Origin of the sequence: Paenibacillus sp. Y412MC10 (assembly GCF_000024685.1) — a bacterium.
Taxonomy (GTDB): domain Bacteria; phylum Bacillota; class Bacilli; order Paenibacillales; family Paenibacillaceae; genus Paenibacillus_AQ; species Paenibacillus_AQ lautus_A.
The window spans coordinates 2,048,540-2,071,084 of record NC_013406.1 but is presented as its reverse complement, the minus strand read 5'-3'; the positions used below and the strand labels follow the sequence as shown (position 1 = coordinate 2,071,084).

The window sequence follows — 22,545 nt, the reverse complement described above, 5'->3', positions numbered from 1 at the left end:
CTAAGACTTCACCTCCGTGCCGTCAGACTCAGACTCCTCTTCCTCAACCAGCTCCAGAAACAAATCGACCAGGTGATCCTCAGGCTCAGCTCCCCCGGTTTGCCGTTGGTAGAACTTTCGGAACAGGTCCGGCAGCGGCAGCCTTGAGCGCTCGCTCTCCAGCTCCAACGCTTCCATCTCCGGGTATACCGGACGAATGTGGACGATGCCGTCCCTGCTCTTGCGCAGCCGCTGAATATCGGCAAGCCCCATGGCCTCCGTTAAGGATACCTCCAGATCAATGAAAGCCTCGGGATCACGCCCCTCATCCAGCCAGCGGTAGACTTCATCCAAGCCGCCTTTGGCCTTCCATCGGACAAGCGGGCGGCCGCTGCTGAGAAACAGCTCCTCAATCACGGGACTTCCTCCCGGCGATACGTCAACCATGGTCACCGATTTCGCCTGTCCCGCTTCCGAGAAGCTGTAGGCCAGCGGGGATCCGCTGTAGCGGATCATCCCATCCCCTTTCACAGCCTGGGAACGATGCAGGTGACCCAGCGCCGTATAGGCAGCGCCGACAGCGAGTGCCGACGGATCGACCGTGTACGCTCCCCCGACTTGAATCGGACGCTCGGAATCGCTCTCGACGCCGCCAAGGACATAGATATGGCTCATCGCCAGATTGACCGTCTGCGGAGAAAATTCCCTTGCCATCATCCTCATCAGTTTTCCGACTCTCTCGCTGTAGGCGCGGCGAAGCTGATCCTCATCCCCGTCGACCGATAACAGCTCGTTGAGCCTGGCCTCTGACGGGTAGGGCAGAGCTGCGATCTTGGCCGTTTCTCCGGTACGGGCTGTGGCAACCGTTACCGCATCGGCGATAGGTGTCCCTATCAGCGTGATGCCTCTGGCTGCAACAAGCGGCGTAACGGATGCAACCCGTTCCGGCTGATCATGGTTGCCTGCAATGACCACCATGGGGCGGCCTCCCTCCGTAAGTCTGGCGGCCGCTTCGTAAAACAGCTGCTCGGCTGACGCAGGCGGATTCACGGAATCATAAACATCCCCCGCCATAAGGATCAGGTCCGCCTGCTGATCGTCCGCCAGCTTAACCAGTTCATCCAGAAAGCGCTCCTGCTCGGCAAGCCGGCTTCGGCCTTCGAGCGTGCGCCCCAGATGCCAGTCCCCGGTATGCAAAATACGCATCGATAATCTCCTCTCCCGCTTCAAACGTCTAACAAAACATAACTTACCGAAAGGTTATACCTGTACGGCATGTCCCCCATCAAAAAAGTACAGCCATTTCTCATGCACAGGTTCGCCTAAAATATCCTCCAAAGCCTTTGCATACAGGTCCAGCTGAAAACGATACTGGTCAGCCAAGGCCGTCAGGCCGCCGCGATGCTCCAGCACCCGGTCGGTCTTATAATCAAGCAGCACAAGGCGGCCGTTATGCCTGAACATGCAGTCCACAACCCCTTGAATCAGCACCGTTTCGTCCCGCAGCAGCTCCATCTCAGGCAATCCTTGGGCCGAATGTTCCGAAATCGGGTCCAGAAAAGCCAGCCCCTGATAAGCTTCTGCCGCTGGGAGCGCATAGGAAAACGGCATCTCGCGCCAGACATCCTCTGCTGACAGCACCCGCTTTCCAAGGTCGCAATCAAAAAGGCTGCTAATCTCGGCTGCTTCCACCGCGGAAGCCTGCTCACCGGTGATGATCTCCTTTTCCACCAGGTAACGGATGGTTTCTTCGATCTCCGCTGTCGGTTCTGCAGCGTCTTCCAGCCGTTGAAGCGGCAGATGCTGCATGATGGTATGATAGACGGTTCCCCGCTCGGCGGGCGTCAGCTTCGTGGACTCCATAAATTTCGGCCGCCGCAGGCTCAGCGTGAAGGAGGTGCTTGCGTCGATACTTTCCCTGCTCTGGCGTTTCACGGCCCGTTCCTCCAATAAATCCAAGGAGGGGCTGTCCTGCAGGGCAAGCAGCTTTTTCATCTCCGTTACGGACGTTTTGGCCGATATTTGACTGACCGCTTCATAACGATAACTCCACGACAACCGCTGATCGATGGAAGCCCGCTGAACATCCGTCCCCTCCTCTTCCGCTTCGGCAATCGCAGATTCCGGAACAGGCTCGAGGCTGCGCAGGGCATTCAGCTTCATCATTCGATTTTCGCTGTCCGCCTGAACGTCATCGCTCATGCCGGTCATGCCCTGTGCCAGGGATTCCGGCGTTTCAATCGAGAATATCCATTGCGATCGGTCTGCCGCTAACGCGCGCGAGCTCGTCTCTTCCGGCAATCCCGCCTGTCCGCGGAGCGGACTCGCAGACGGATGCCGTATCACGGCCGGACCGATCCAATCCAGGTAGCTCCGTCCCCGGGCAAGGACGTAATCCGGCAGAAGCAACTCCGGGTTAAAATCGGCCTGTGCCCAAGCGGACACCTTTTTCGGCAAATCCTTCACCGTGCCGACCAGGATCATCTTCTCTTTCGGCCGTGTAAGCGCAACGTAGAGCACCCGCATCTCCTCGGCCAGCAGCTCCAGCTGCGATCTGCGCCGAATCGCCAGGTTTGGCAGCGTCGGGTAGCTTACGCGCATGCCTTCATCCACGAACTTCGGTCCGAAGCCAAGCTCCTTATGCATCAGGAAGGGGGCGTTCAAATCCTGTTGGTTGAAATTTTTGGACAATCCCGCCACGAACACGACCGGAAACTCCAGGCCCTTGCTCTTGTGAATGGTCATCAGGCGCACCGCGTTGCCCTGGCTTTCCGTGCCTCCGGCCGTGCCAAGATCCCCGCCGCGCTCGCGGAGACGCGAGATAAAGGTCAGAAAACGGAAGAGCCCTCTGGAGGCTGTGTCCTGTTCATACTGCACGGCCCGGTCATATAGGGCGGTCAGATTGCCCTGACGCTGCCTGCCGCCGGGCAAGCCGCCAACCCAATCCAAATATCCGGTTTCGCTGTAAATCCCCCAGATCAGATCGCTCAGGCTTCCCTGACGCGCTTCCTGCCGCCAGCGCTGCAGCCGATCCATAAACAATCCAAGTTTGGCGCCAAGCTCCGCCGATATTTCGATAGCATGGCCCTCCGCCGTTAGCGGGGCATCCGAAAGATGGCTGCCTGCTACGAGCTCATGACCGGCGGCGGCTTCGGCCAGGCCTTCCAGTCCTGCGCCCGGCGTCCATTTTCCGTCGACGAAGCCCATAGGGCGTGCCGGATCCATGACCGGCGGCGCGACGCTTAACGAGACCGCTGCCTTCAGCGCATCGTAATAAGTCCCTTTCGCGCACAGGCGAACCTGTGCCATCTCTTCCTCGGATAATCCAAGAATGGGCGAGCGCAATACCGAAGCCAAAGGAATGTCCTGCCGCGGATTATCGATCACCTGCAGCAGCGATAAGATGATTTCCACTTCCGTAGCCTGAAAGTATCCCTTGTTCTGCTCGCCGAATGCCGGTATTCCCTCCAGCCTTAACTCCTCAATAATTAACGGTGCCCAAACCATGGCTGAGCGCAGCAAAATGACCATGTCTCCGTACCCGGCGGGCCGCATCGTTTTCAACCCTTTATCGTAAACCATGAGCGGCTTTCCGCTTTCGCCTGTCATTTCGCGGATTTTGCGGGCGATGGCGCGGGCTTCCAGCTGGGCGGTTTCCATTTCGAGCGCCTCAGCTTCAAGCTGAACCCCGTCCTCTTCGGAAGCCGATTCATCGGACTGCTCCTCCGGACCTTTTCCGGCACGGTCGATCAGCAGCATTTCGGGCATGTAGGGATTCGCGCCTCCGTTCGTTTCCTGTTCCGGAAAAGAAGCTCCGCATACAAGCTCGGCCCGTTCATCATAGGCAATCTCGGCTACCGATTCGTTCATGATCTGCCGGAACAGCAAATTGACGGCGTCCACCACTTCCATCCGGCTGCGGAAATTACGGGCCAGATCAATTCGGATGCCTGTTTGGGACGTGCCTGTCCCGGAAGAAAACGTCTTGTACTTATCGAGAAACAGTCCCGGTTCCGCCAGACGGAACCGATAAATACTCTGCTTCACGTCGCCGACCATAAACCGGTTGCCCGGCATCTCCCGAGAAATCAATCGTACGATGTCTTCCTGCACGCTGTTCGTATCTTGATATTCATCCAGCAGCACTTCATCAAACTGCTCGCGGTATTCCATCGCCGCATCGGAAGGCATCATATGTCCCGGCACGGAATCGGGATGGCGAAGTATATGGAGGCAGTAATGCTCAAGGTCATTAAAGTCGACCATGCCTTTGGCCGCCTTGGCTTCCCTGTAACGCTCGCCAAACGCGATCACCGTCTCGGCCAGCTCCATCATCAGCGGCGCTGCCGTATGAAGCTCCCGCAAAAACTCCGATGCCGGACGGCCGAACAATGCATTTTTCAGCTCATTTACGATTTTCTTCACGTTGTCGCGCAGTTCCTTGACCTGCTCCTGCAGCTCCGGCAGCACCTCATCCTTCCGAACGGATTTGAGCTTGCCGAAAGACGCCTCGCGGAAAATGCCGTACAACGATTCCCACGGCGAAGTATCGATGGCCTCCAGCAGGGAAGCCACCAGTCGCAAGTCCTCATCGAGATTGTCCGCATACGGTGTTGGCCCTCCCGGCTGCATGGCAATGGCCTTGGCTTGCTGCAGCAGCCCTGCCGCTCCGTTCAGAGCCAGGCGTGCATCAGCCAAGATGCTCTGGACCCATGGCGTGTTACCGAGGGCTTCCGTATCGGCCACCTGAAAGCCGGCGGCTGTCTCCCTAAGCCAGTGTGACGGCCATGAATGGCTGCGGGAGAAATCGTATAGACGCTGCACGAGACGGTACAGCGCATCGTCCGTTCGCTCGCCGCTGAACCAGTCCGCCAAGCGCAGAAACCGGCTTTCCGGGTCCCCCTCCACCTCACCGTATTTCTCTTCGAACAGCTCCTCCAGCATATCCTGCCGCATTAAATCCGCCTCATGTTCGTTCAGGATGCGGAATCCCGGATCCAGCGGTATTAACTGATAATATCGCCGAATGACTTCCATGCAGAAGGAGTGCAGCGTTGTAATCGACGCTCTGCCAAGCAAAGCGAGCTGACGCCGGATATGCTCATTATCCGGATCCCGGTCCAGCTCACGGTCCAGCGCTTCCCGGATCCGTCCCCGCATTTCGGCAGCGGCGGCTTTCGTAAAGGTAGCCACAAGCAGCCGATCTACGCTGAACCCGGCGGCATCGTCCAGGATTTTGCGAATGATCCGTTCAACCAGCACGGCGGTTTTCCCTGAACCTGCCGCAGCTGCAACCAGCATATCGTCGCCCGACAGCGCAATGGCTTTCCACTGGTCGTCGCTCCACATGCTTCCCTCGGGTTTTGCTATCATCTCTCTCACCGGCTCTCTCCTCCCTTCGGATGTCCAAGCATATCCCACACCTGATCTTTGCCCGGTTTGCCCAGCAGCTTGTATTCGCTGCCCTCAATCGCGTCGTCGAACTGACATACGGGCCGGAAAGAACAGAACGTGCAGGCGGTCTCCTGCTGTATCCGATACGGTTTAATCGCGACATCGCCGCCTGTGATGCGGGAGCCGATGTTCAGCATGTTCTCCCGCACGGTGGACAACAGGGTCTCCCACTGGTCAGGCGTTGCCACGGCCGCGCTGCTGTAGAAGCTGCCGTCCGTTTTGACGGCGACGGGCAGGATGGCAGAGTGCCCTTTTTCAAGGAACGAATCCATGAGGGACACCGCTTCGCGGTCTGCCAGGAGCAGACCTTTCATTTTGTAGCGCTTGAGCAGCTCCTCTGCCGCCTGCTCCGGCGTCATGCCGTTGGCGGACTGCAATACCGGATCATGCACGTGGAAGTACAAGGTTCCCGCAGGCAGGGCCTGCTCGCCCAGCCATTCCTCCGCAAACGTCAGCAGCACGTCCAGATAGGTCAGCATCTGCAGGGATAGGCCGTAATAGACCTCATGCAGTCGCAGATCCTTCTGGCTCGATTTATAATCGATGACCCGAAGCATGATGCCATGCTCGCCTCGGGCCATGTCGACCCGGTCTATGCGCCCGACAATCTCCATCTTGGTCCCGTTCGGCAATTCAAACGCCAGGGGAGGCAGCGGCTTTCCGGGACCGAAATCAAGCTCAAGGCCGATCGGCTCGAATTTGCCGCGCCTCGCCTGCTCTCCCAATATGACCGACGCTCGGCCCACGATGTTTTTAAGCTTTCGCGAAATATAGCCGTACCGCTTGGAGCTGAGCAGGATTTCACCCTGCAGCATCGGTGCGAGCCGATCCACGGTCGCTTCCGCTTCGCGCAGGCATTCCTCAGCGGTCAGGTCTCCCCAGCTTCGATGCTGCGATTGGAACTTGACGGCCATGCTGCTCAAGGCAGCATGGAACAGCTGTCCGATGTCGGGAGCCTGAAGCCTGTACAGCTGCCGCTCTCTCAACTTCAACCCATGGGAGGCAAAATGGGAGAACGGGCAGGCAACAAAGCGCTCCATCCGGGATACGCTTGTCCGCAGCTTCGTTCCGTACAACTGTCTGCTGGTTTCCAGCTTGAGAGGCCGGGCTTCATTCCGGTAAGACAAGGAGGAGAGCATGGTCGTGAGGCGGGGCCGCAAACCCGGCTGCTCCGCATACCAGTTGTAAACATGCCACCACAAATCCGGGATCTCCTCCCCATTCCTCCAGTCGCGAAGCCGGCCCGCTAAATAAGCAAGCGTCTTGTCCGGACGGACCGCATAACCCTCCTGCTCAAGGGCCGATTGCCCGGCATGCGGTCTTGGAAACAAAGGCTCCTCTTCCAGCTGGAACATCAGCTTCAGATGCCGCACCACCTCGGATGGCAGTAACGGCTTGCCTTCATCATCCGCTGCAGGGTAGCTGACCCACAGCTGTTTGCTGGCCGAAGTCAGCGCATTGTAGATCAGAAACCGTTCATCCAGCAGTCTTCGGGATATGCTCGGGGCAAGCTCCAGCCCGCGGTCTTCAAGATGAACCCGTTCCGGCTCCGTCAGGATGCCGTCATCCTGGAACTGGGCCGGGAGCACGCCGTCGTTAATGCCCAGAAGAAAAGCATATTTCACCCCGCCCGTCCGCGTCCGGTCCATGCTGCCGATGAGCACCTGGTCCAGAGACGGAGGCACAAGAGCCATTTTCATTTCCGTAAGTCCCGTACCCAGCACGCCGGTAAACAATTCGGTGCTTAGCTTCTCCGCGCCCATCATCTCGACGATTTGGTCGAGCAGGCCGAGCACGGCTCCCCATACCTGGCGATGTTCCCGGGCTTCCTCAGGACGCCCGGCATCCAGTGCAGCCCGGCTTAACAGCTCCAGCTTCTCGGGCACAGCGCACTCCTCCAGCAGCCGATAGACCGCGGTGCTCTGATCCGTCGCGCTCGCAGCCTTTTTCATCCGCTTCTCGAACGCATGCAGCGGTTCCGTTATCACCTTCCTGGCGTACTCGATCGCCGCCATGCCGTCCTGATTGCGGATCTCGCTTTCCCCCTCTTCTAAAGAAAGGCTTGGAACTCCCTTCCAGGGACGGCCGTCCGTCCAGCGCGTGCCCTGGATTCCGGAAGCCAGCACATGGTTCTCCAAACGGTCCATGTCCTCACGGGTAAGCGAACCGTCCAGCGGCAGCAGCAGATCCGTCTTCACGCAGCGGAATACGTCCTCATAACGCCACCGGCGTCCGATGACATCAAGCGCTGAGCGAATGAACTCGACCAGCGGATGGTGAAGCTCGCTCCGCTTCTGATCGAGAAAATAAGGAACGCCGTATTCCCTGAACAAAGGACCCATCAGATGCTCATAGTCCCCCATATTCCGGACAAAAACAGCCATTTCGCGGTATCTTGCCCCTTCCTCCTGTGCCAGCCGCAGCATTTCGCGCAGAGCTCCTTCGATTTCGGCCCGGCGATGGCTGGCAGCGTGTAAAAGCAGACCTTTCCTCCCGCGGTTTGGACTGCTCGCTGTGTCCGGGCCTTCATCCGGTTCCGCCCAGCGCTTCTTCCGATCATAACCGCGCTCGAGATGGGCAAGCATGGGAGATTCCTGAAACCGCGGCAGAACATCGGGATGAAGAATGCGGTGCTCCGCCTCCAGCCCGATCTCATCGATAATCCCTTTGAGCTTTATGTACGTCACCGCAGTAGGATGAAAGAGATCCAGCTCATGCGGAACCGTCCCGTTCCTGTAAGGCTTGTCCAGCGTCAGCGCGATCGTCACTCGCTTGGCATGCACGATGATCTCCTGCAGCACCCGGTACTCCTGCGGCGTAAAGCCGTGGAAGCCGTCGATCCAGATGTCGGCACGCTTGATATATTCCGATTCGGTCACACCCTCAGCCAATGAGGCCAGCGTGTCTTCCTCATCCATGTAAAACCGTGAAATTTCAACCTCGAAATCGCGAAAGACCGTTACGATGTCCTCCAGCTTCCGCCGCAGCATCGGTGAATTCCCGGAGCCGGATACCATCTGTCCCAGCTGCTCCTCCACGCATGAGGCGTCAATGCAATAGCGCTTCATTTCCGTGTACAGCTCGCTCAGCTTGCCGACAAAGCCATGCTGCTCTCCCGAGGCGCCGAACATGTGGAGCTCTTCCTTGCGCCTCCGCAGAATTTTATACAGCAGCATCCGCTTGCCTTCCTCGCTGATCGCCACTTTCGCGGCTCCGCCGGTTTCCTGCATGACGCGGTAAGCCAGACGGCGGAAGCTAAGCACCTGCGCGCGCATCATGCCGCGAATGCCTCCCGCATTGACGAGCGCGTGCTCCGCTTCATAGGAGCCTTGCTCCGGAACGATCAAGATCATCGGATCCCCCTTGGGATTATGCTCCAACCGTTCGATCATCTCTTGGCGGATCGACGTGCTCTTGCCGCTGCCCGACCTGCCGATAACAAATTGAACGCTCATGCTATGCCTCCTTTACATCTTGCCGAAAGAGACTCATTCACCTTCAAAACCAGCTGCTGACCCGGTGAAATCATGCCCTTTGAATCTAGTAGTTCAAGATCAAAAATGTATGTCAAATCTTGCGTGATGGTTCGGCTCTATCAAAAAAGATGCTGATTACTAGTATAACATAAGTCCTGATTGGTGGAACATACGTTTGGATTTCATTCCCATTCCCAACGATTTCGGACATATGAAAAAGGACCCTGCCATCGTGGTTATCCACCATTGCAAGATCCTCTATATGAACCGCCAAGCTGGGGTGTTTACAGTTTTGATTTGCCGCGCACTTCAAAGACGGCGAATTTCAAATAATGTCCCTCGTCGACCCCAAGAATTTGCGGATGGTCCTTGCCGGCCGCACGCCATTCCACCAATCTCAGAATTTTGCCGGCATCCTTCGCCGCATCCTGGATCGTCTCCAGGAACAAATCCGGCCGCATATGGTACGAGCAGCTTGCCGTAACCAGATATCCGCCCTCGTTGACCAGCTTCATGCCGTGGAGGTTGATATCCTTGTACCCGCGGCAAGCCCCCTTGACGGCCGACCTGGTTTTGGCAAACGCCGGCGGGTCCAGAATGACCACGTCCCAGGATCGCCCTCCGCCCGCGGTCAACGGTTTCGAGGTATCCACTTTCTGGTCCCCTTGGGCACGTAGCTCGCGCTCTTCCAAACCCTTTACCTGGCTGCGCAAATATTGGAAGGCGTCATCCACCACAAATTCCACGCGATCCTGGAATCCGTTCAATTCCACGTTCTCTTTGGCACTTTCGATGGCATGCTCCGATATGTCGAGGCAGGTGACTTTCTTGGCGCCGTATTTGCATGCATGCAGCGTGAAGCTGCCCGTATGCGAAAAGCATTCCAGCACCGTTGCGCCGTCCCAATACGGGAACGTAACTTCTTTTCCGCTTTTGTTTACCGGCAGGGTCTTCGTCTCACCGTCCCGCTCCACGGCCTGAAGCGTAATCCCGCTGCGGCTTCCCCAACCGGTCATTAACGGTTTGATGGATGCCCGGTTCTCCCGCTGATCAAAGAAATATCCGGTCTTCTGACCCTCTTCGATATCCACTTTGATCTTCAAGCCGTTCTCCGTCACGACGACGTGGCGGGGACACTCCCCGTAAAGAGTTCCCTTGCGCTGTTCCAGCCCTTCCAGTTCCCGGATGGAAACGTCGCTGCGCTCGTAAATTCCTTTCGGCTGTACCACTTCGACAAGCGCCTCCACGATGTCCGCACGGCATCGATCCATGCCCAGCGTCAGTAGCTGCACGACCAGCACGTCGGCAAAACGGTCCACGATCAGTCCCGGCAGAAAATCAGCCTCGCCATATACCAGCCGGTAAGCATTCTCGTCTCCGATAAACCGCTCCCGGTGTTTCAGGCATTCCTCAAATCTGGCTGCGAAAAAAGCCTTGTCCATCGCTTCGACCGGTTCATACGAAACGGTGCGCACGGTGATTTGTGATTGCGGATTGTAATACCCGGAGGCAAGAAAACGGCCTTGATGATTGAACACCGATACGATATCGCCCGGCTCGGGCTCGCCCTCGACAGAAGCAATCTCGCTTTTATACACCCAAGGGTGCCCCTGCTCCAGTCTCTTTTTTCGACTGCGCTCCAAAATAACCGATGGCACTGTATTTCACTCCTTAAAATTATCCCTGGGTTATTGCAATAGGTATGCATGTCCGCCAAGGGTCATATACGTAATTAAGAAAAACGTCGACCGACGTGCTTTCACAGTTACCCGACCGAGTGAAGAGATCGTTTTCTTGCGATGACCGATGACTTTCGGCTTTGCTGGAAACTCCGCTCCCACCTTATTTTACAAAAAGGAGAACATCATGCTATCCACGCTCTGGTTTCCCGTCTGTTATGGTCTTGTCCTGTTTCTGTTCGGCATGAAGGTCATGGAGGTCGCCCTCCAGCGCTGGGCCGGACCGCTCTTGCATAAGTGGCTCCACAAAGCGACATCCACGCCCCTGAAAGGCATGGTTGCCAGCACGGCGGTTACGGCCCTGCTGCAGAGCAGCACCGCCGTAACCGTGCTGGCGATAGGCTTTGCCAATGCCGGATTGTTAAGCCTGTCCGGTACCTTGGGCGTTATTCTCGGCACGAACATCGGCACGACGGTAACGACCGAACTCATCAGCCTGCAGATCGGACAAGCCGCCATGCCACTGCTTGTCCTCTCGCTGATGCTGTGGGTCGGGGCCGTTCTTGTCAGCGAACGCGTACCTGCGAGTCACGACAAGTTAAAAAACCAGTTGATCCGCAGCCAATTTTTATGCCTCGCTGTCGCCGGATTTTCACTGGTGCTGCTCGCGATACAAATCATGCAATCCATTGGGCCGACCCTTCAAAGCCTCGGGTTGTTCCAATGGTTCCTTGACCACGCCTCGCAAAGCGTCCTCTGGGGCATTGCAGCCGGTGCGATCCTGACGGCTTTGATGCACAGCAGCGCCGCGGTCATCGCCATGGCTATGGGGCTCGCCGCCAGCGGAGCGCTGCCTCCCGAGATCGGCGTCGCGATCGTGCTGGGCTCCAATGTCGGCACCTGCGTGACGGCGCTCATCGCAGCGATTGGCAGCAGCCGCGCCGGACGATTCGTGGCTTGGTCCCATTTGGGGCTTAATATCGGCGGAGTCCTGCTCTTTATTCCGTTCACAGCGGGATTAACCGCCGTATCCGGATGGTTAGCCGCAGATCCGGCCGGGCAAATCGCCCATGCGCAAACCCTGTTTAACATCGCATGCTCGCTGATCGCGCTTCCTCTTTGCTATCTGCCTTTCTGGAACAAGCGGTTGCCGTCCTAAAATTTCATATCTTCATCCGCCGGAATAGCAACTTCAAGCAGCATCAGCGCTTTACGCAGGATGATATCGTTGTTATTGTACCCGTTGCTCCGCTGCTTCCTCCATGCGGCAAGAGGCTCGAACCAGTCCACCCCGTTGATTTCCTCGATTTGGGGTTTTAGGATGCCTCCTTCTGCCTTAACGAGGTAGTAGTGAACTTCCTTGTCGACCTGGCCGAATTCGGGATGATGGTATTTATATGCAATAATGTCCACTGGAGAAGTGATGGATCCGACTATACCTGTCTCCTCGCGTATTTCTCGGAGAGCCGTCTGCTCGACGGTTTCACCGGCTTCCATCTTGCCTTTGGGAAGCGAGGTTTTTCCATAACGGTCCAAGATGAGTTGGATCTGAAGCGCCCCTTCATAATAACGGTATACAACGCCGCCCGCGGAAATTTGTGTATATGCCATGTCCTGTTCCTCCTTCATGTACAACAAGGACTCCACTTCCGGTAGCCAGGAAATGAAATCCTTGTCTGGTATGGCCGCTATGGAATATTACTGGGCAGCTGCCTTTAATCCATGATCCATGACGCTGAGGAGTTCGCCCTCGCATTCATTTACACCGGCTTTGGTTACTTTTACGCGGCACAGCTTGCCTTCGAGATCAGGCGATCCGTTGAATACAAGCTGCAGGTAGTTGTCGCTGTAACCCTGCATTTTACCGCCTTTGGGAGCACCCTTGTATTCGCGCTCCGGTATCACGTTCAGAATCTGGCCCACGAAACGCTCGGCATAAGCCAGCTGAAGCTGCTCCGACAAGTCGATCAGATCGTGCACACGCGCATTCTTCACTTCCTCGTCCACCTGATCCTCCATTCGTGCCGCCGGCGTGCCGGTACGCTTCGAATACGGGAATACATGCATTTCCGAGAATTGAATCGCCTTCATCAGGTCATATCCGTTCCGGAACATCTCATCCGTTTCGCCAGGGAAGCCGACGATGACGTCCGTCGTAATGCCCACATCCGGCATCGCTTGACGAATCAGGCCCATCTTGTTATAGAATTCTTCGGTTGTATATTTACGGCGCATCCGTTTTAGTACCGTATCATCCCCCGCTTGGAGCGGAATGTGAAGATGGCGGCACATTTTACTGGAGCGGTTCAGCACGTCCAGCATCTTCTCATCGATCTGGCTTGCTTCAATGGAGCTGATGCGGATCCGTTCCAAACCGTCAACCCGATCAAGGTCCCACAGCAAATCGGACAATCTGTAATCCTCGAGATCATCCCCATATCCGCCGGTGTGGATACCGGTCAGCACGATTTCCTTATAACCCGCTCCGACCAGCTGATGCGCCTGCTTGATGATGCTCTTCGGATCACGGCTTCGCGACAAACCGCGGGACCAAGGGATGATGCAGAACGTGCAGAAGTTGTTGCATCCGTCCTGAATTTTCAGAAATGCGCGAGTACGTTCCGCGAAATCCGGTACGTCCATTTCCTCGAATACCCGGGTCTTCATGATATTACGCACGGCGTTAATCGGCTGGCGCGTCTTTTCGATGTCATGAATGAAATCCATGATTTTCTCGCGATCCTGGTTCCCGATGACGAGATCCACGCCCGGGATATCCAGAATTTCGGCCGGCGAGGTTTGGGCATAACAGCCCGTTACGGCCACGATCGCCTCGGGATTTCGGCGAACCGCGCGCCGGATCATCTGGCGGCTCTTCTTATCCCCTGTGTTGGTAACGTGGCAGGTGTTAATCAAATAAACATCTGCGGTTTGTTCGAAGTCCACCTGGTCGTAGCCTTCATTCTTGAAGTATTGCCAGATGGCCTCGGTATCGTAAAAATTGACTTTGCAACCCAACGTATAAAACGCTACGGATGGCATGTTCAAACGCCCCCCATTTCTCCAGATTCGTATAGTGCGCAGGCCAGCGCCGTCATGCCGGCGGTCTCGCAGCGAAGGATCCGCCTTCCGAGTCCCACGGCTACGGCTCCCGCAGCTTCGGCCGCTCGGCATTCCTCTTCCGTAAAGCCGCCCTCGGGTCCAACGACCAGCAGCAAGCTGGCAGGCTTGGCCGATTCACGCAGCGCCTGCTCTGCAAAAGGCTTCAGCACGTCCCTCAGCTGGGAACCCTGCTCTTTTTCATAACAAAAATATACGGCATCATAACCGGAAAACGCTGCAAGCAGATTCTTCCACGTCAGAGGCTGTTCAACAGACGGTATCCGGTTGCGATGCGCCTGTTCAGCCGCCTCCTTCGCGATTTTGCGCCAGCGCTCCAGCCGCTTCCCTTCCTTTTTCGCATCGTACTGAACGATCGTTCTTTCCGACAGGAAGGGAACAAAGGACACCGCGCCGATCTCGGTGCACTTTTGGATGACGGTCTCCATCTTGTCGCCTTTCGGCAAACTCTGGGCAATGCTCACTTGCAGAAGCGGTTCCTGCGACATCTCCATGGGTTCAATCACAACGGCAAACACGCTGCCTGCATCGATGCGCTCAATCTCCATCAAGGCCTCGCGGGATACCCCGTCGCTCACGATCAATTTATCGCCAAGCCTGCCTCGCATGACCTTGGCAATATGACGGGCATCGTCGCCCGTAATCTCAACACGGTCTCCCTCGAATTGCGCGGGAGTCACAAAATATCGCTGCATCTCTATCCTCACCTAACTCAAAAATCGCCAAACCCCATCATACAACTTTTCACGCAAACTGACCAGAGTAAATCAGAGCCGGTAACCGCCGGTCATCATAATGAACATGTCCAAAATTTCGGAAGACAGTGCATACGCCGCATCATAAAGAGGTTTGATCGTATAATTCTGGAATACGGGCAACAGTATGATCAACAAGAATACAAGAATCGACCATTGCTCAAACTTCTGAATCTTCGCACTTATCCGTGGAGGGAGCGCATTCTCTAGAACTCTATAACCGTCCAGCGGAGGCAATGGTATCAGATTGAACAGGCATAAAAAGAAATTGAGCAATATAAATATATTAAAAAATAAATGCACCGCTTGATCCGTTTTAGTAATTCCCTCCGGAGGAATAACCCCTGTTTGATAGAGGATAGCGTAAACAAGTGCCCCCACTAAGCCCAGCACCAGATTGCTAAGCGGACCGACCGCCGCAACAATGATGCTCATGCGGCGGGGGTTGCTAAAATTCTCTCGATTGACCGGCACCGGCCGTGCCCAGCCGAAACCTGCAATCAGCAGGAGAAGAATCCCCAGAAAATCGAAATGCACCGCCGGATTCAGCGTGACCCTGCCCAGCAGCTTGGCCGTCGGGTCTCCGAATTTATTGGCAAAATAGGCATGCGAGAACTCATGCACGGTAAATGCGATGATCAAAGCAATCAGGTAAAAAGGAAGCTGTTCCAACGGGTAAAATAGCAGTTGGTCCAAAAAATCCATAATCAGTTCTTCCTCGCCACGAATGCAACCCAATCATCCTCGCGGCAAATATCCGCAATTTCGAAACCGGAAGCAATCAAAGCCTTCTCCACGATCTCTTCCTTGTTCTTGTAAATGCCCGAAGCGATATAAGCCCCTCCCGGTTGAAGAGCCTGGTATACGTCGTCCACGAACAGCAGAATAACCTCGGCCAAGATGTTTGCCACCACGATTTGTACCGGCAGCGTCACGCCCAGATCCGAGTCATCGGACGAATCCGTGAGTACGGAGAGCAGGTCGCTTTCCTTCACCGTAATCCGGTCTTCCAGGCCGTTCAGGCGGGTGTTCTCCGTCGCGCTGGATACCGCGACCGGATCCAGGTCGAGAGCCAGAATTCGTGAAGCGCCCAGATGCGCTGCGCCGATGGAGAGAATGCCTGAGCCTGTCCCGACATCGATGACTTCCTCTCCGCCCTTGATCACCATCTCCAATGTACGCAAGCATAACGAAGTCGTCGGATGCGTTCCTGTGCCGAAGGCCATGCCCGGGTCCAGCTCGATGATGGACTCGTGCTCTGATTCCGGGGTGTACTCTTCCCACGTCGGTTTGATGGTCAGCCTGTCGGAGACGCGGATCGGTTTGAAATACTGCTTCCAGGCCGTAGCCCAATCATTCTCGTCCACCGTCTTCATCTCATACCGCACTTCGCCCGTTTCGATACCGAATTCCTTCAGCTCGTTGACGCGCGGCGTTATTTCATCGAGGATCGCTTCCAGCGTCACCGTCTCGTCGAAGTAACCTTTGATGACGGCCTGACCTTCAGGAATATCGTTAAACGGAACGATCTCGTCAAACCACTGTCCCAGAGAGGTGTCCCGCTTTTTGTTCGTAGTACCGGACTCCTCGATCGAAACGCCTCCGGCTCCCGCTTCATGCAGGAAATTCGTAATCATCTCCACGGCTTCCTCCGTGGTATGTATCGTTAATTCACGCCATAACATGTGCAATAGTTCCTCCTCATTCATACGTAAGTATCATTGTACTATATTGAGGACCCCGGATACAAAGTTTGCACTAAAATACCATGATAACTTTTCAAAGACATTCATCAAATTCAAAAAAGCCCTGCTGCAACCTCATTAAAAGAAGGCAAGCGGGCTTTTCCACATTCCACATCGGTAGCGATTAATCTACATTTTTACTGGTTTCATCCAAAATTTTCTTCAATTGGCGTTCATCTGCTGCCTCGCTTCGACGCAGCGCTTCCACATCATCGTGATCGGCTTCCATAGCCGAAAACTCAACATCCTCCGCCTTGGCGGACTGCAGCGCAATCATCTTCTCGGTTTTGCTCGAGATCTTCCCTTTTTTTACGCGTCTCATCATGGGTGTTATTCTCCTTTCCGATATCAACACTCAGAGCGGTGCCTGGAACCTTAAATCATGCCGCCGGATTCTTCGATTAACCGCATGGCTTGCGGGAAGACGCTTTCGTCCAGTACAACCGTCAGCAAAATATCCCGGCCTTCGGTTCCATCCTCACCACCGGTGCTCATCCCGCTGGCCGATGGGTCCGCAGCTCCGAGAATTCCGGCCCCCGGCCCCGAAATATCCGCATTTAAGGTCATCGTTGTTAAGCTTGCGATGTTGCCTGTCAACGGATTCATCGGATTGTTGAGCTCCCCGCCGGGATCGGCGCTAAACCGGTCGATGGACATATCGGCAACGCGCAGCGACTGCAATTTGCGGGCCGCATGCCGGGCTTCTTCCGGACTTTTGAAATAGGCCAAAATGTTTTTCTCTGCCACTTCATTCACCTGCATTTCCTATTCAAGATTGCATCTTCCGAGATGGAACTATCCTAGGTTGCTTCATTGTCAAACCTTTTATTCTTGAGCGATACGAACCTGTAAAGCAGCGGGATACCCCTGCTGCTTCTTCTGCCACAAACCAAAAAGCAGCAGGCCAAAGGTATGGAAACCTTTAGAACCTGCTGCTTTTTGCTATTTTGCTATGCTATGAGGGAATTACCCCTATCGTGGATTAATCACCACGGAAAGCTTTTTTTACACGGTCAAAAAAAGACTGTTCCTGTTCATGGGTCTGTTCGCCATCGAGCGAAGCGAATTGACGAAGCAGCTCTTTCTGTTCATCGCTGAGCTTGCTAGGCGTAATGACCACAACCTTGACATGCTGGTCACCCTGTCCCATACCGCGCAGCCGTGGCACCCCTTTGCCTTTCAAGCGGAAGAACGTCCCCGTCTGCGTGCCGGCCGGTATCTTCAGCTTCACTTTCTCGGTGAGCGTCGGAATCTCGATCTCGTCGCCAAGCGCCGCTTGGGCAAAGGTAAGCGGCACTTCGCAATAAATGTCGTCCCCTTCGCGTTCAAAGAAGTCATGCGGCTTCACGCGGATTACGATATACAGGTCGCCGGCCGGACCGCCGCGGAATCCGCCTTCGCCTTCGCCCGTCATGCGCAGCTGAGCTCCGTCATCCACGCCTGCAGGTACACGAACATGAATCTTGCGCTGTTTCTTCACCTTGCCGTTGCCGTTACAAGTCGAACAGCGGTCTTTAATGATCTTTCCGGTTCCGTTACAGTTCGAGCAGGCGCGGCGGTTCACCATACGTCCAAACGGCGTATTTTGCACGACCTCCTGCTGCCCGCTTCCGTTACACACCGAGCAGGTATGCGGCTGCGTGCCCGGCTTCGCTCCTGAGCCGTGACATGTATCGCATGTCTCCGTTCTCGGAATGGTAATGTCCGTTTCCTTGCCGAATACGGCTTCCTTGAATTCAACCGTCATCGTGTATTGCAGATCGTTCCCCCGCTGAGGCGCGTTCGGATCACGGCGTCCATTGCCGCCAAAGAACATATCGAATATATCTCCAAAACCGCCGAAATCACCGGAGAAACCGCCTCCGCCCATGCCTTGGTTCGGATCTATATGACCGTACTGGTCATAACGCGCACGCTTCTGACCATCGCTCAATACATCGTAAGCCTCTTTCACTTCCTTGAATTTGGCTTCCGCGTCCGCCGCTTTGTTCACGTCCGGATGATACTGGCGGGCCATTTTGCGGTACGCCTTCTTGATCTCATCGTCCGATGCATCCTTGCCGACACCGAGCACCTCATAATAATCACGCTTATCAGCCACGGTTTCACCCCAATCTCTTTATTACTCTTTACATAAGGAAAGCCAAAGTGCGAAGATGCGCAGCTTTGACCTTCCCATACAATCTATTCAGATTAACCTTTGTTTTTATCTTCGTCAACAACCTCGTAATCTGCATCCACGACGTTGTCTTTCTTAGGAGCGCCGGACTCGGCACCTTCAGCACCTTGTTGTTCTTGTGCCGCTTGCTCATACAGCTTCACGGACAGCTGCTGTACGATTTGAGTAAGCTCCTCTACCGAAGCGTTAATCTCTTCCAGGTTATCGGATTCAAGCGCCTTCTTCACTTTGTCTTTCGCTTCGTTTGCTTTTTCCACTTCGGAAGCATCGACTTTGTCGCCCAGGTCCTTGAGTGTTTTCTCGGTCGTGTACACGAGTTGGTCGGCATTGTTGCGAGCCTCCACCAGCTCTTTGCGTTTACGGTCTTCTTCGGCATGAAGCTCAGCGTCTTTCATCATTTGTTCAACTTCAGCGTCGCTCAGGCCGCTGGAGGACGTGATGGTGATCTTCTGGCTCTTGCCGGTACCTTTATCCGTTGCCGACACGTTTACGATCCCGTTGGCATCGATATCGAAGGTAACTTCGATTTGCGGAACGCCGCGCGGTGCAGGAGGAATGTCTCCGAGCATGAAGCGTCCCAGCGTTTTGTTGCCGGCTGCCATTTCGCGCTCGCCTTGCAGCACGTGAATTTCCACGCTCGGCTGGTTATCCGCATAAGTGGAGAACACTTGGGATTTGCTTGTAGGAATCGTCGTGTTGCGGTCGATCATTTTGGTGAATACGCCGCCTGCGGTTTCGATACCGAGGGACAGCGGGGTCACGTCGAGCAATACGACGTCTTTAACGTCACCGGTCAATACGCCGGCTTGAACCGCTGCGCCAAGCGCAACCACTTCGTCCGGGTTTACGCCTTTATGAGGCTCTTTGCCCGTCAATTTTTTGATCGCTTCCTGCACGGCAGGAATACGAGTGGAACCGCCGACAAGGACGATTTTATGAATATCGTTCGCTGTCAAACCTGCATCGCTGAGCGCTTGACGAGTCGGTCCAAGCGTACGCTCTACAAGGGAAGCGGACAATTCTTCGAATTTGGCGCGGGTCAGGTTGATCTCAAGGTGCTGAGGAACGCCGTCTGCAACCGTGATGAACGGCAGCGAGATCGTTGTTGTCAGTACGCCGGACAATTCCTTTTTCGCTTTTTCCGCTGCGTCTTTCAGACGTTGAACGGCTGCTTTGTCTTTGCTCAGATCGATGCCTTGCTCTTTCTTGAATTCGGCTACCAGATAGTCGATGATCACTTGGTCGAAGTCGTCGCCGCCCAGTTGGTTGTCCCCGCTGGTTGCTTTTACTTCGAAGAAGCCGTCGCCCAGTTCCAGAATGGAAACGTCGAATGTACCGCCGCCAAGGTCATATACCAGGATGGTTTGGTCTTCGGATTTCTCCATGCCGTAAGCCAATGCCGCAGCCGTCGGCTCGTTGACGATACGCAGAACTTCAAGGCCCGCGATTTTGCCGGCATCCTTGGTAGCCTGACGCTGGCTGTCATTAAAATATGCGGGAACCGTAATAACCGCTTGGGTTACAGGCTGGCCCAGGTAAGCTTCCGCATCGGATTTCAGCTTCTGCAGAATGATGGCGGAGATTTCTTGCGGTGTGTAGTCTTTGCCGTCGATGGATTCTTTGTGATTCGTGCCCATATGGCGCTTAATGGAAATGATGGTGCGATCCGGGTTGGTGATCGCTTGGCGTTTGGCTGTATCCCCGACGATGCGCTCACCGTCTTTCTTAAATCCGACAACCGACGGGGTTGTGCGGGCACCCTCCGGATTCGGGATAACTACCGCTTCCCCACCCTCCATGACGGCTACGCAGGAGTTGGTTGTTCCTAAGTCGATACCAATAACTTTGCTCATGTAAAATTTTCCTCCTTATTCATTCATGCGAATCCCCGCATGACATTCATCATTTTTATATGATAAACGACTATCGAAAGTCGTTTACATGCTCACTTTAACCATGGCAGGTCTCAATACTTTATCTTTTAACATGTACCCTTTCTGCACTTCCTCAACCACGATGCCTTCCTCGTACTCATCGCTCTCCACCTGCATGATCGCTTGGTGGTACTCCGGATTGAACGGCTCGCCCACACTCTTCATTGCGCTCAAGCCTTCGGTAGCAAGAACGGATTCCAATTGACGGAAGATCATGTTGACGCCCTTGGAGAAGGATTCAAATTCCGGGTTCTCCTCGGATGCCTGGAGGGCACGCTCAAAGTTGTCGATGACGGGCAGAAGCTCCGTAATCAGTTTGGAGGAAGCATATTTGCCCAGATCCTCTTTCTCTTTCTGCGTGCGGCGGCGGAAATTATCGAAATCCGCCTGTACCCGCAGGGTACGCTGCTGCTGCTCCTGCAGCTCGGCCTGAAGCTTCTCAAGCTCGGCCGAACCTGCGGCTTCATCAGCCGATTCCGTTACGGGAATCTCCTGCTCGGGATTCACGGCCTCCCCCGGAGACACGCTCTCACCCGTGTTTGGCGTGTTTTCCAAAGTTTCTTCGATCGTTTCTTCTGTAACTGTATCTTGAACGGCATCCTTGTGCTCATTATTCAAGACGCCTTCACCTCCTTCATATTCTAAACCAGACGGTCTATAACTCATCTATCTTAGCGTTATTCGCCTATTTCCTTCATCTTGATCACATGATGAATCCGCAGCACGGCAGCCGCAACCTCGCCGGCTGCCCGCAGGCCGTGAAGTTTGACCGGGGCCGGATCCAGCACGCCCAGCTCTTCATAGTCGACAACCCGCCCACTGTCGCAGTCAATCCCCATGCAGTCGGAGTCGGCTCGGATTTGTGCGGCTCGGACCTCCTCCATCTTCTCAAGCGGATTATAACCTGCGTTCAGAAGAATCTGCGACATCGGCTTTCGCAGCGCGGCGGAAACTGCCTCCATGCCGAAGGCTTCCATGCCTTTCTGGGCTTCCCGGATCCGTTCCAGTTCATAAGACACGGCCAGTTCGCTTGTCCCGCCGCCTGGAAGCACCCCGCCGGATACGGCAGCCTGCAGTGCCGAAGCGGCATCGCCCGCAATCCTGGCGGCCTCCCCTACCACTTCCGAAGTGCTTGCCCCGACGATCACCGTCACAATGCGGTCCTTGCTGCCGCAGGACAGGCGGATTTTTTCGATGCCTTCATCATAAGCGACGCGCGGGGTATGACCCAGAAGGGCCGCAAGCTCTTTCGAGTCTTTATGTAACGCCTTGCGGCGTATCGGTGTAGCTCCCGTCATGTCGCTTACCTTGCGGAGATCCGCACGCGATACGCGCGGTACCACCATCATCCCGTGATCCAGGCAAAACTGCTCCGCATCCGGATGAATGCCCTTTTCAAGGAGGATGAGTTTTACGGATAGTTCGGACAATCTGTCCAAATCCGACGCGAACACTTTTCGCAGATCCATATACTGCGCAAATCCGGCTTCGGTTGTAAGGGCCTCTTCGTCGATGTCGTCGGGCTCCAGGGAATCATACAGCACCAGCACTCTGGCATCGTCGTAGGACTTGGACTCCCTGGCGAAGATCGGCCGCTGCCGGAGCAGAACCCCCTCGAACACTTCATTCTCGGCATTCTCCAGCGCAATTATACTGTCTGCGAGCGAGTAGGAAGGATCCTGCAGACGGTCGATTCCGGCTTTGCGCGCGGCTTGCATAACCAGCTCCACGATGTCCTTCCGTTCACGCCCGGCGACATGCACCGTCCGTTCCAACAGCGGATCATCCAATCCGCCGATCAGCCGGACACGCTTCGACAAGAGCTGCATCGACTTCTCGATTCCCTGGCGCAGGCCCTCAACCACCTTGGAAGCGGGCACCCCGCGCGTGATGCGGGATACCCCTTCCTGCACGAGGGCGCCAGCGAGCACGGTTGCCGTTGTGGTACCGTCGCCGATTTTCTCCTGCTGCGCCCGAGCCACCTGAATCAGAAGGCGCGCAGCGGGATGGGTGACATCCATTTTGTCCAGAATCGTCACTCCGTCATTGGTGATGACCACTTCGCCGCGCGGGCCAACCAGCATGACGTCGAGCCCCTTGGGGCCAAGCGTGCCTTCTACGGCGGACGTAACTGCGCGGACGGCATTGCTGTTGTTCAGCAGCGTGGAATAACGCTCGTCTCCGTCCACTTGGCTATGTTGTCCTTGGCTCATCTGTCTCACTC

General features: G+C 55.4%; 16 protein-coding genes. 1 reads left to right on the top strand and 15 read right to left on the bottom strand.

The window, feature by feature from the left end:
* The 4 genes from GYMC10_RS08790 to GYMC10_RS08775 form a co-directional block, all read right to left on the bottom strand.
* Window positions 1-1,185, bottom strand: coding sequence for an exonuclease SbcCD subunit D (locus GYMC10_RS08790; protein ID WP_015734192.1), 1,185 nt, complete (start codon window positions 1,183-1,185; stop codon window positions 1-3).
* A 54-nt stretch (window positions 1,186-1,239) separates the two neighbouring features.
* Window positions 1,240-5,352, bottom strand: coding sequence for a helicase-exonuclease AddAB subunit AddA (gene addA / locus GYMC10_RS08785; protein ID WP_041622128.1), 4,113 nt, complete (start codon window positions 5,350-5,352; stop codon window positions 1,240-1,242).
* Between the two features lie 5 nt (window positions 5,353-5,357).
* Entirely contained in the window at window positions 5,358-8,888 is a 3,531-nt protein-coding gene (gene addB / locus GYMC10_RS08780; RefSeq protein WP_015734190.1) for a helicase-exonuclease AddAB subunit AddB, read from the bottom strand.
* A gap of 305 nt (window positions 8,889-9,193) precedes the next feature.
* Complete coding sequence (locus GYMC10_RS08775; protein ID WP_015734189.1) at window positions 9,194-10,567, bottom strand: class I SAM-dependent rRNA methyltransferase; 1,374 nt, start codon at window positions 10,565-10,567, stop codon at window positions 9,194-9,196.
* A gap of 208 nt (window positions 10,568-10,775) precedes the next feature.
* Here GYMC10_RS08775 and GYMC10_RS08770 point away from each other — a divergent pair, with 208 nt between their 5' ends.
* Window positions 10,776-11,747, top strand: coding sequence for a Na/Pi cotransporter family protein (locus GYMC10_RS08770; protein ID WP_015734188.1), 972 nt, complete (start codon window positions 10,776-10,778; stop codon window positions 11,745-11,747).
* Here GYMC10_RS08770 and GYMC10_RS08765 read toward each other — a convergent pair.
* From GYMC10_RS08765 to GYMC10_RS08715, 11 genes are all read right to left on the bottom strand, one after another.
* Window positions 11,744-12,199 carry an NUDIX hydrolase gene (locus GYMC10_RS08765; RefSeq protein WP_015734187.1) on the bottom strand — a complete coding sequence of 152 codons (456 nt, stop codon included), beginning with the start codon at window positions 12,197-12,199 and terminating at the stop codon, window positions 11,744-11,746. The two genes, GYMC10_RS08770 and GYMC10_RS08765, sit on opposite strands and share 4 nt — an antisense overlap.
* Before the next feature lie 87 nt (window positions 12,200-12,286).
* Complete coding sequence (mtaB, locus tag GYMC10_RS08760; RefSeq protein ID WP_015734186.1) at window positions 12,287-13,630, bottom strand: tRNA (N(6)-L-threonylcarbamoyladenosine(37)-C(2))-methylthiotransferase MtaB; 1,344 nt, start codon at window positions 13,628-13,630, stop codon at window positions 12,287-12,289.
* A 2-nt stretch (window positions 13,631-13,632) separates the two neighbouring features.
* Entirely contained in the window at window positions 13,633-14,403 is a 771-nt protein-coding gene (locus GYMC10_RS08755; RefSeq protein WP_015734185.1) for an RsmE family RNA methyltransferase, read from the bottom strand.
* 72 nt (window positions 14,404-14,475) lie between these two features.
* Window positions 14,476-15,168 (bottom strand): site-2 protease family protein, encoded by a 693-nt coding sequence (locus tag GYMC10_RS08750; RefSeq protein ID WP_015734184.1) that lies wholly within the window; start codon window positions 15,166-15,168, stop codon window positions 14,476-14,478.
* 2 nt (window positions 15,169-15,170) lie between these two features.
* The gene (prmA, locus tag GYMC10_RS08745) at window positions 15,171-16,148 is read right to left on the bottom strand and encodes a 50S ribosomal protein L11 methyltransferase (RefSeq protein ID WP_015734183.1); all 978 of its coding nucleotides are present in this window, start codon (window positions 16,146-16,148) and stop codon (window positions 15,171-15,173) included.
* Window positions 16,149-16,332: 184 nt separating this feature from the next.
* Window positions 16,333-16,533, bottom strand: a complete 201-nt coding sequence (locus tag GYMC10_RS08740; protein ID WP_009590798.1) for a YfhD family protein — start codon at window positions 16,531-16,533, stop codon at window positions 16,333-16,335.
* A gap of 50 nt (window positions 16,534-16,583) precedes the next feature.
* Window positions 16,584-16,955, bottom strand: a complete 372-nt coding sequence (locus GYMC10_RS08735) for a hypothetical protein (RefSeq protein ID WP_036666185.1) — start codon at window positions 16,953-16,955, stop codon at window positions 16,584-16,586.
* A 235-nt stretch (window positions 16,956-17,190) separates the two neighbouring features.
* On the bottom strand, window positions 17,191-18,309 hold the full coding sequence (dnaJ, locus tag GYMC10_RS08730) for a molecular chaperone DnaJ (protein ID WP_009590783.1): 1,119 nt from the start codon (window positions 18,307-18,309) through the stop codon (window positions 17,191-17,193).
* 92 nt (window positions 18,310-18,401) lie between these two features.
* Window positions 18,402-20,240, bottom strand: a complete 1,839-nt coding sequence (dnaK, locus tag GYMC10_RS08725; protein ID WP_009590812.1) for a molecular chaperone DnaK — start codon at window positions 20,238-20,240, stop codon at window positions 18,402-18,404.
* 84 nt (window positions 20,241-20,324) lie between these two features.
* Window positions 20,325-20,939, bottom strand: coding sequence for a nucleotide exchange factor GrpE (grpE, locus tag GYMC10_RS08720; RefSeq protein WP_015734182.1), 615 nt, complete (start codon window positions 20,937-20,939; stop codon window positions 20,325-20,327).
* Between the two features lie 59 nt (window positions 20,940-20,998).
* Window positions 20,999-22,534, bottom strand: coding sequence for a TCP-1/cpn60 chaperonin family protein (locus GYMC10_RS08715; protein ID WP_015734181.1), 1,536 nt, complete (start codon window positions 22,532-22,534; stop codon window positions 20,999-21,001).
* Window positions 22,535-22,545 lie beyond the last annotated feature (11 nt).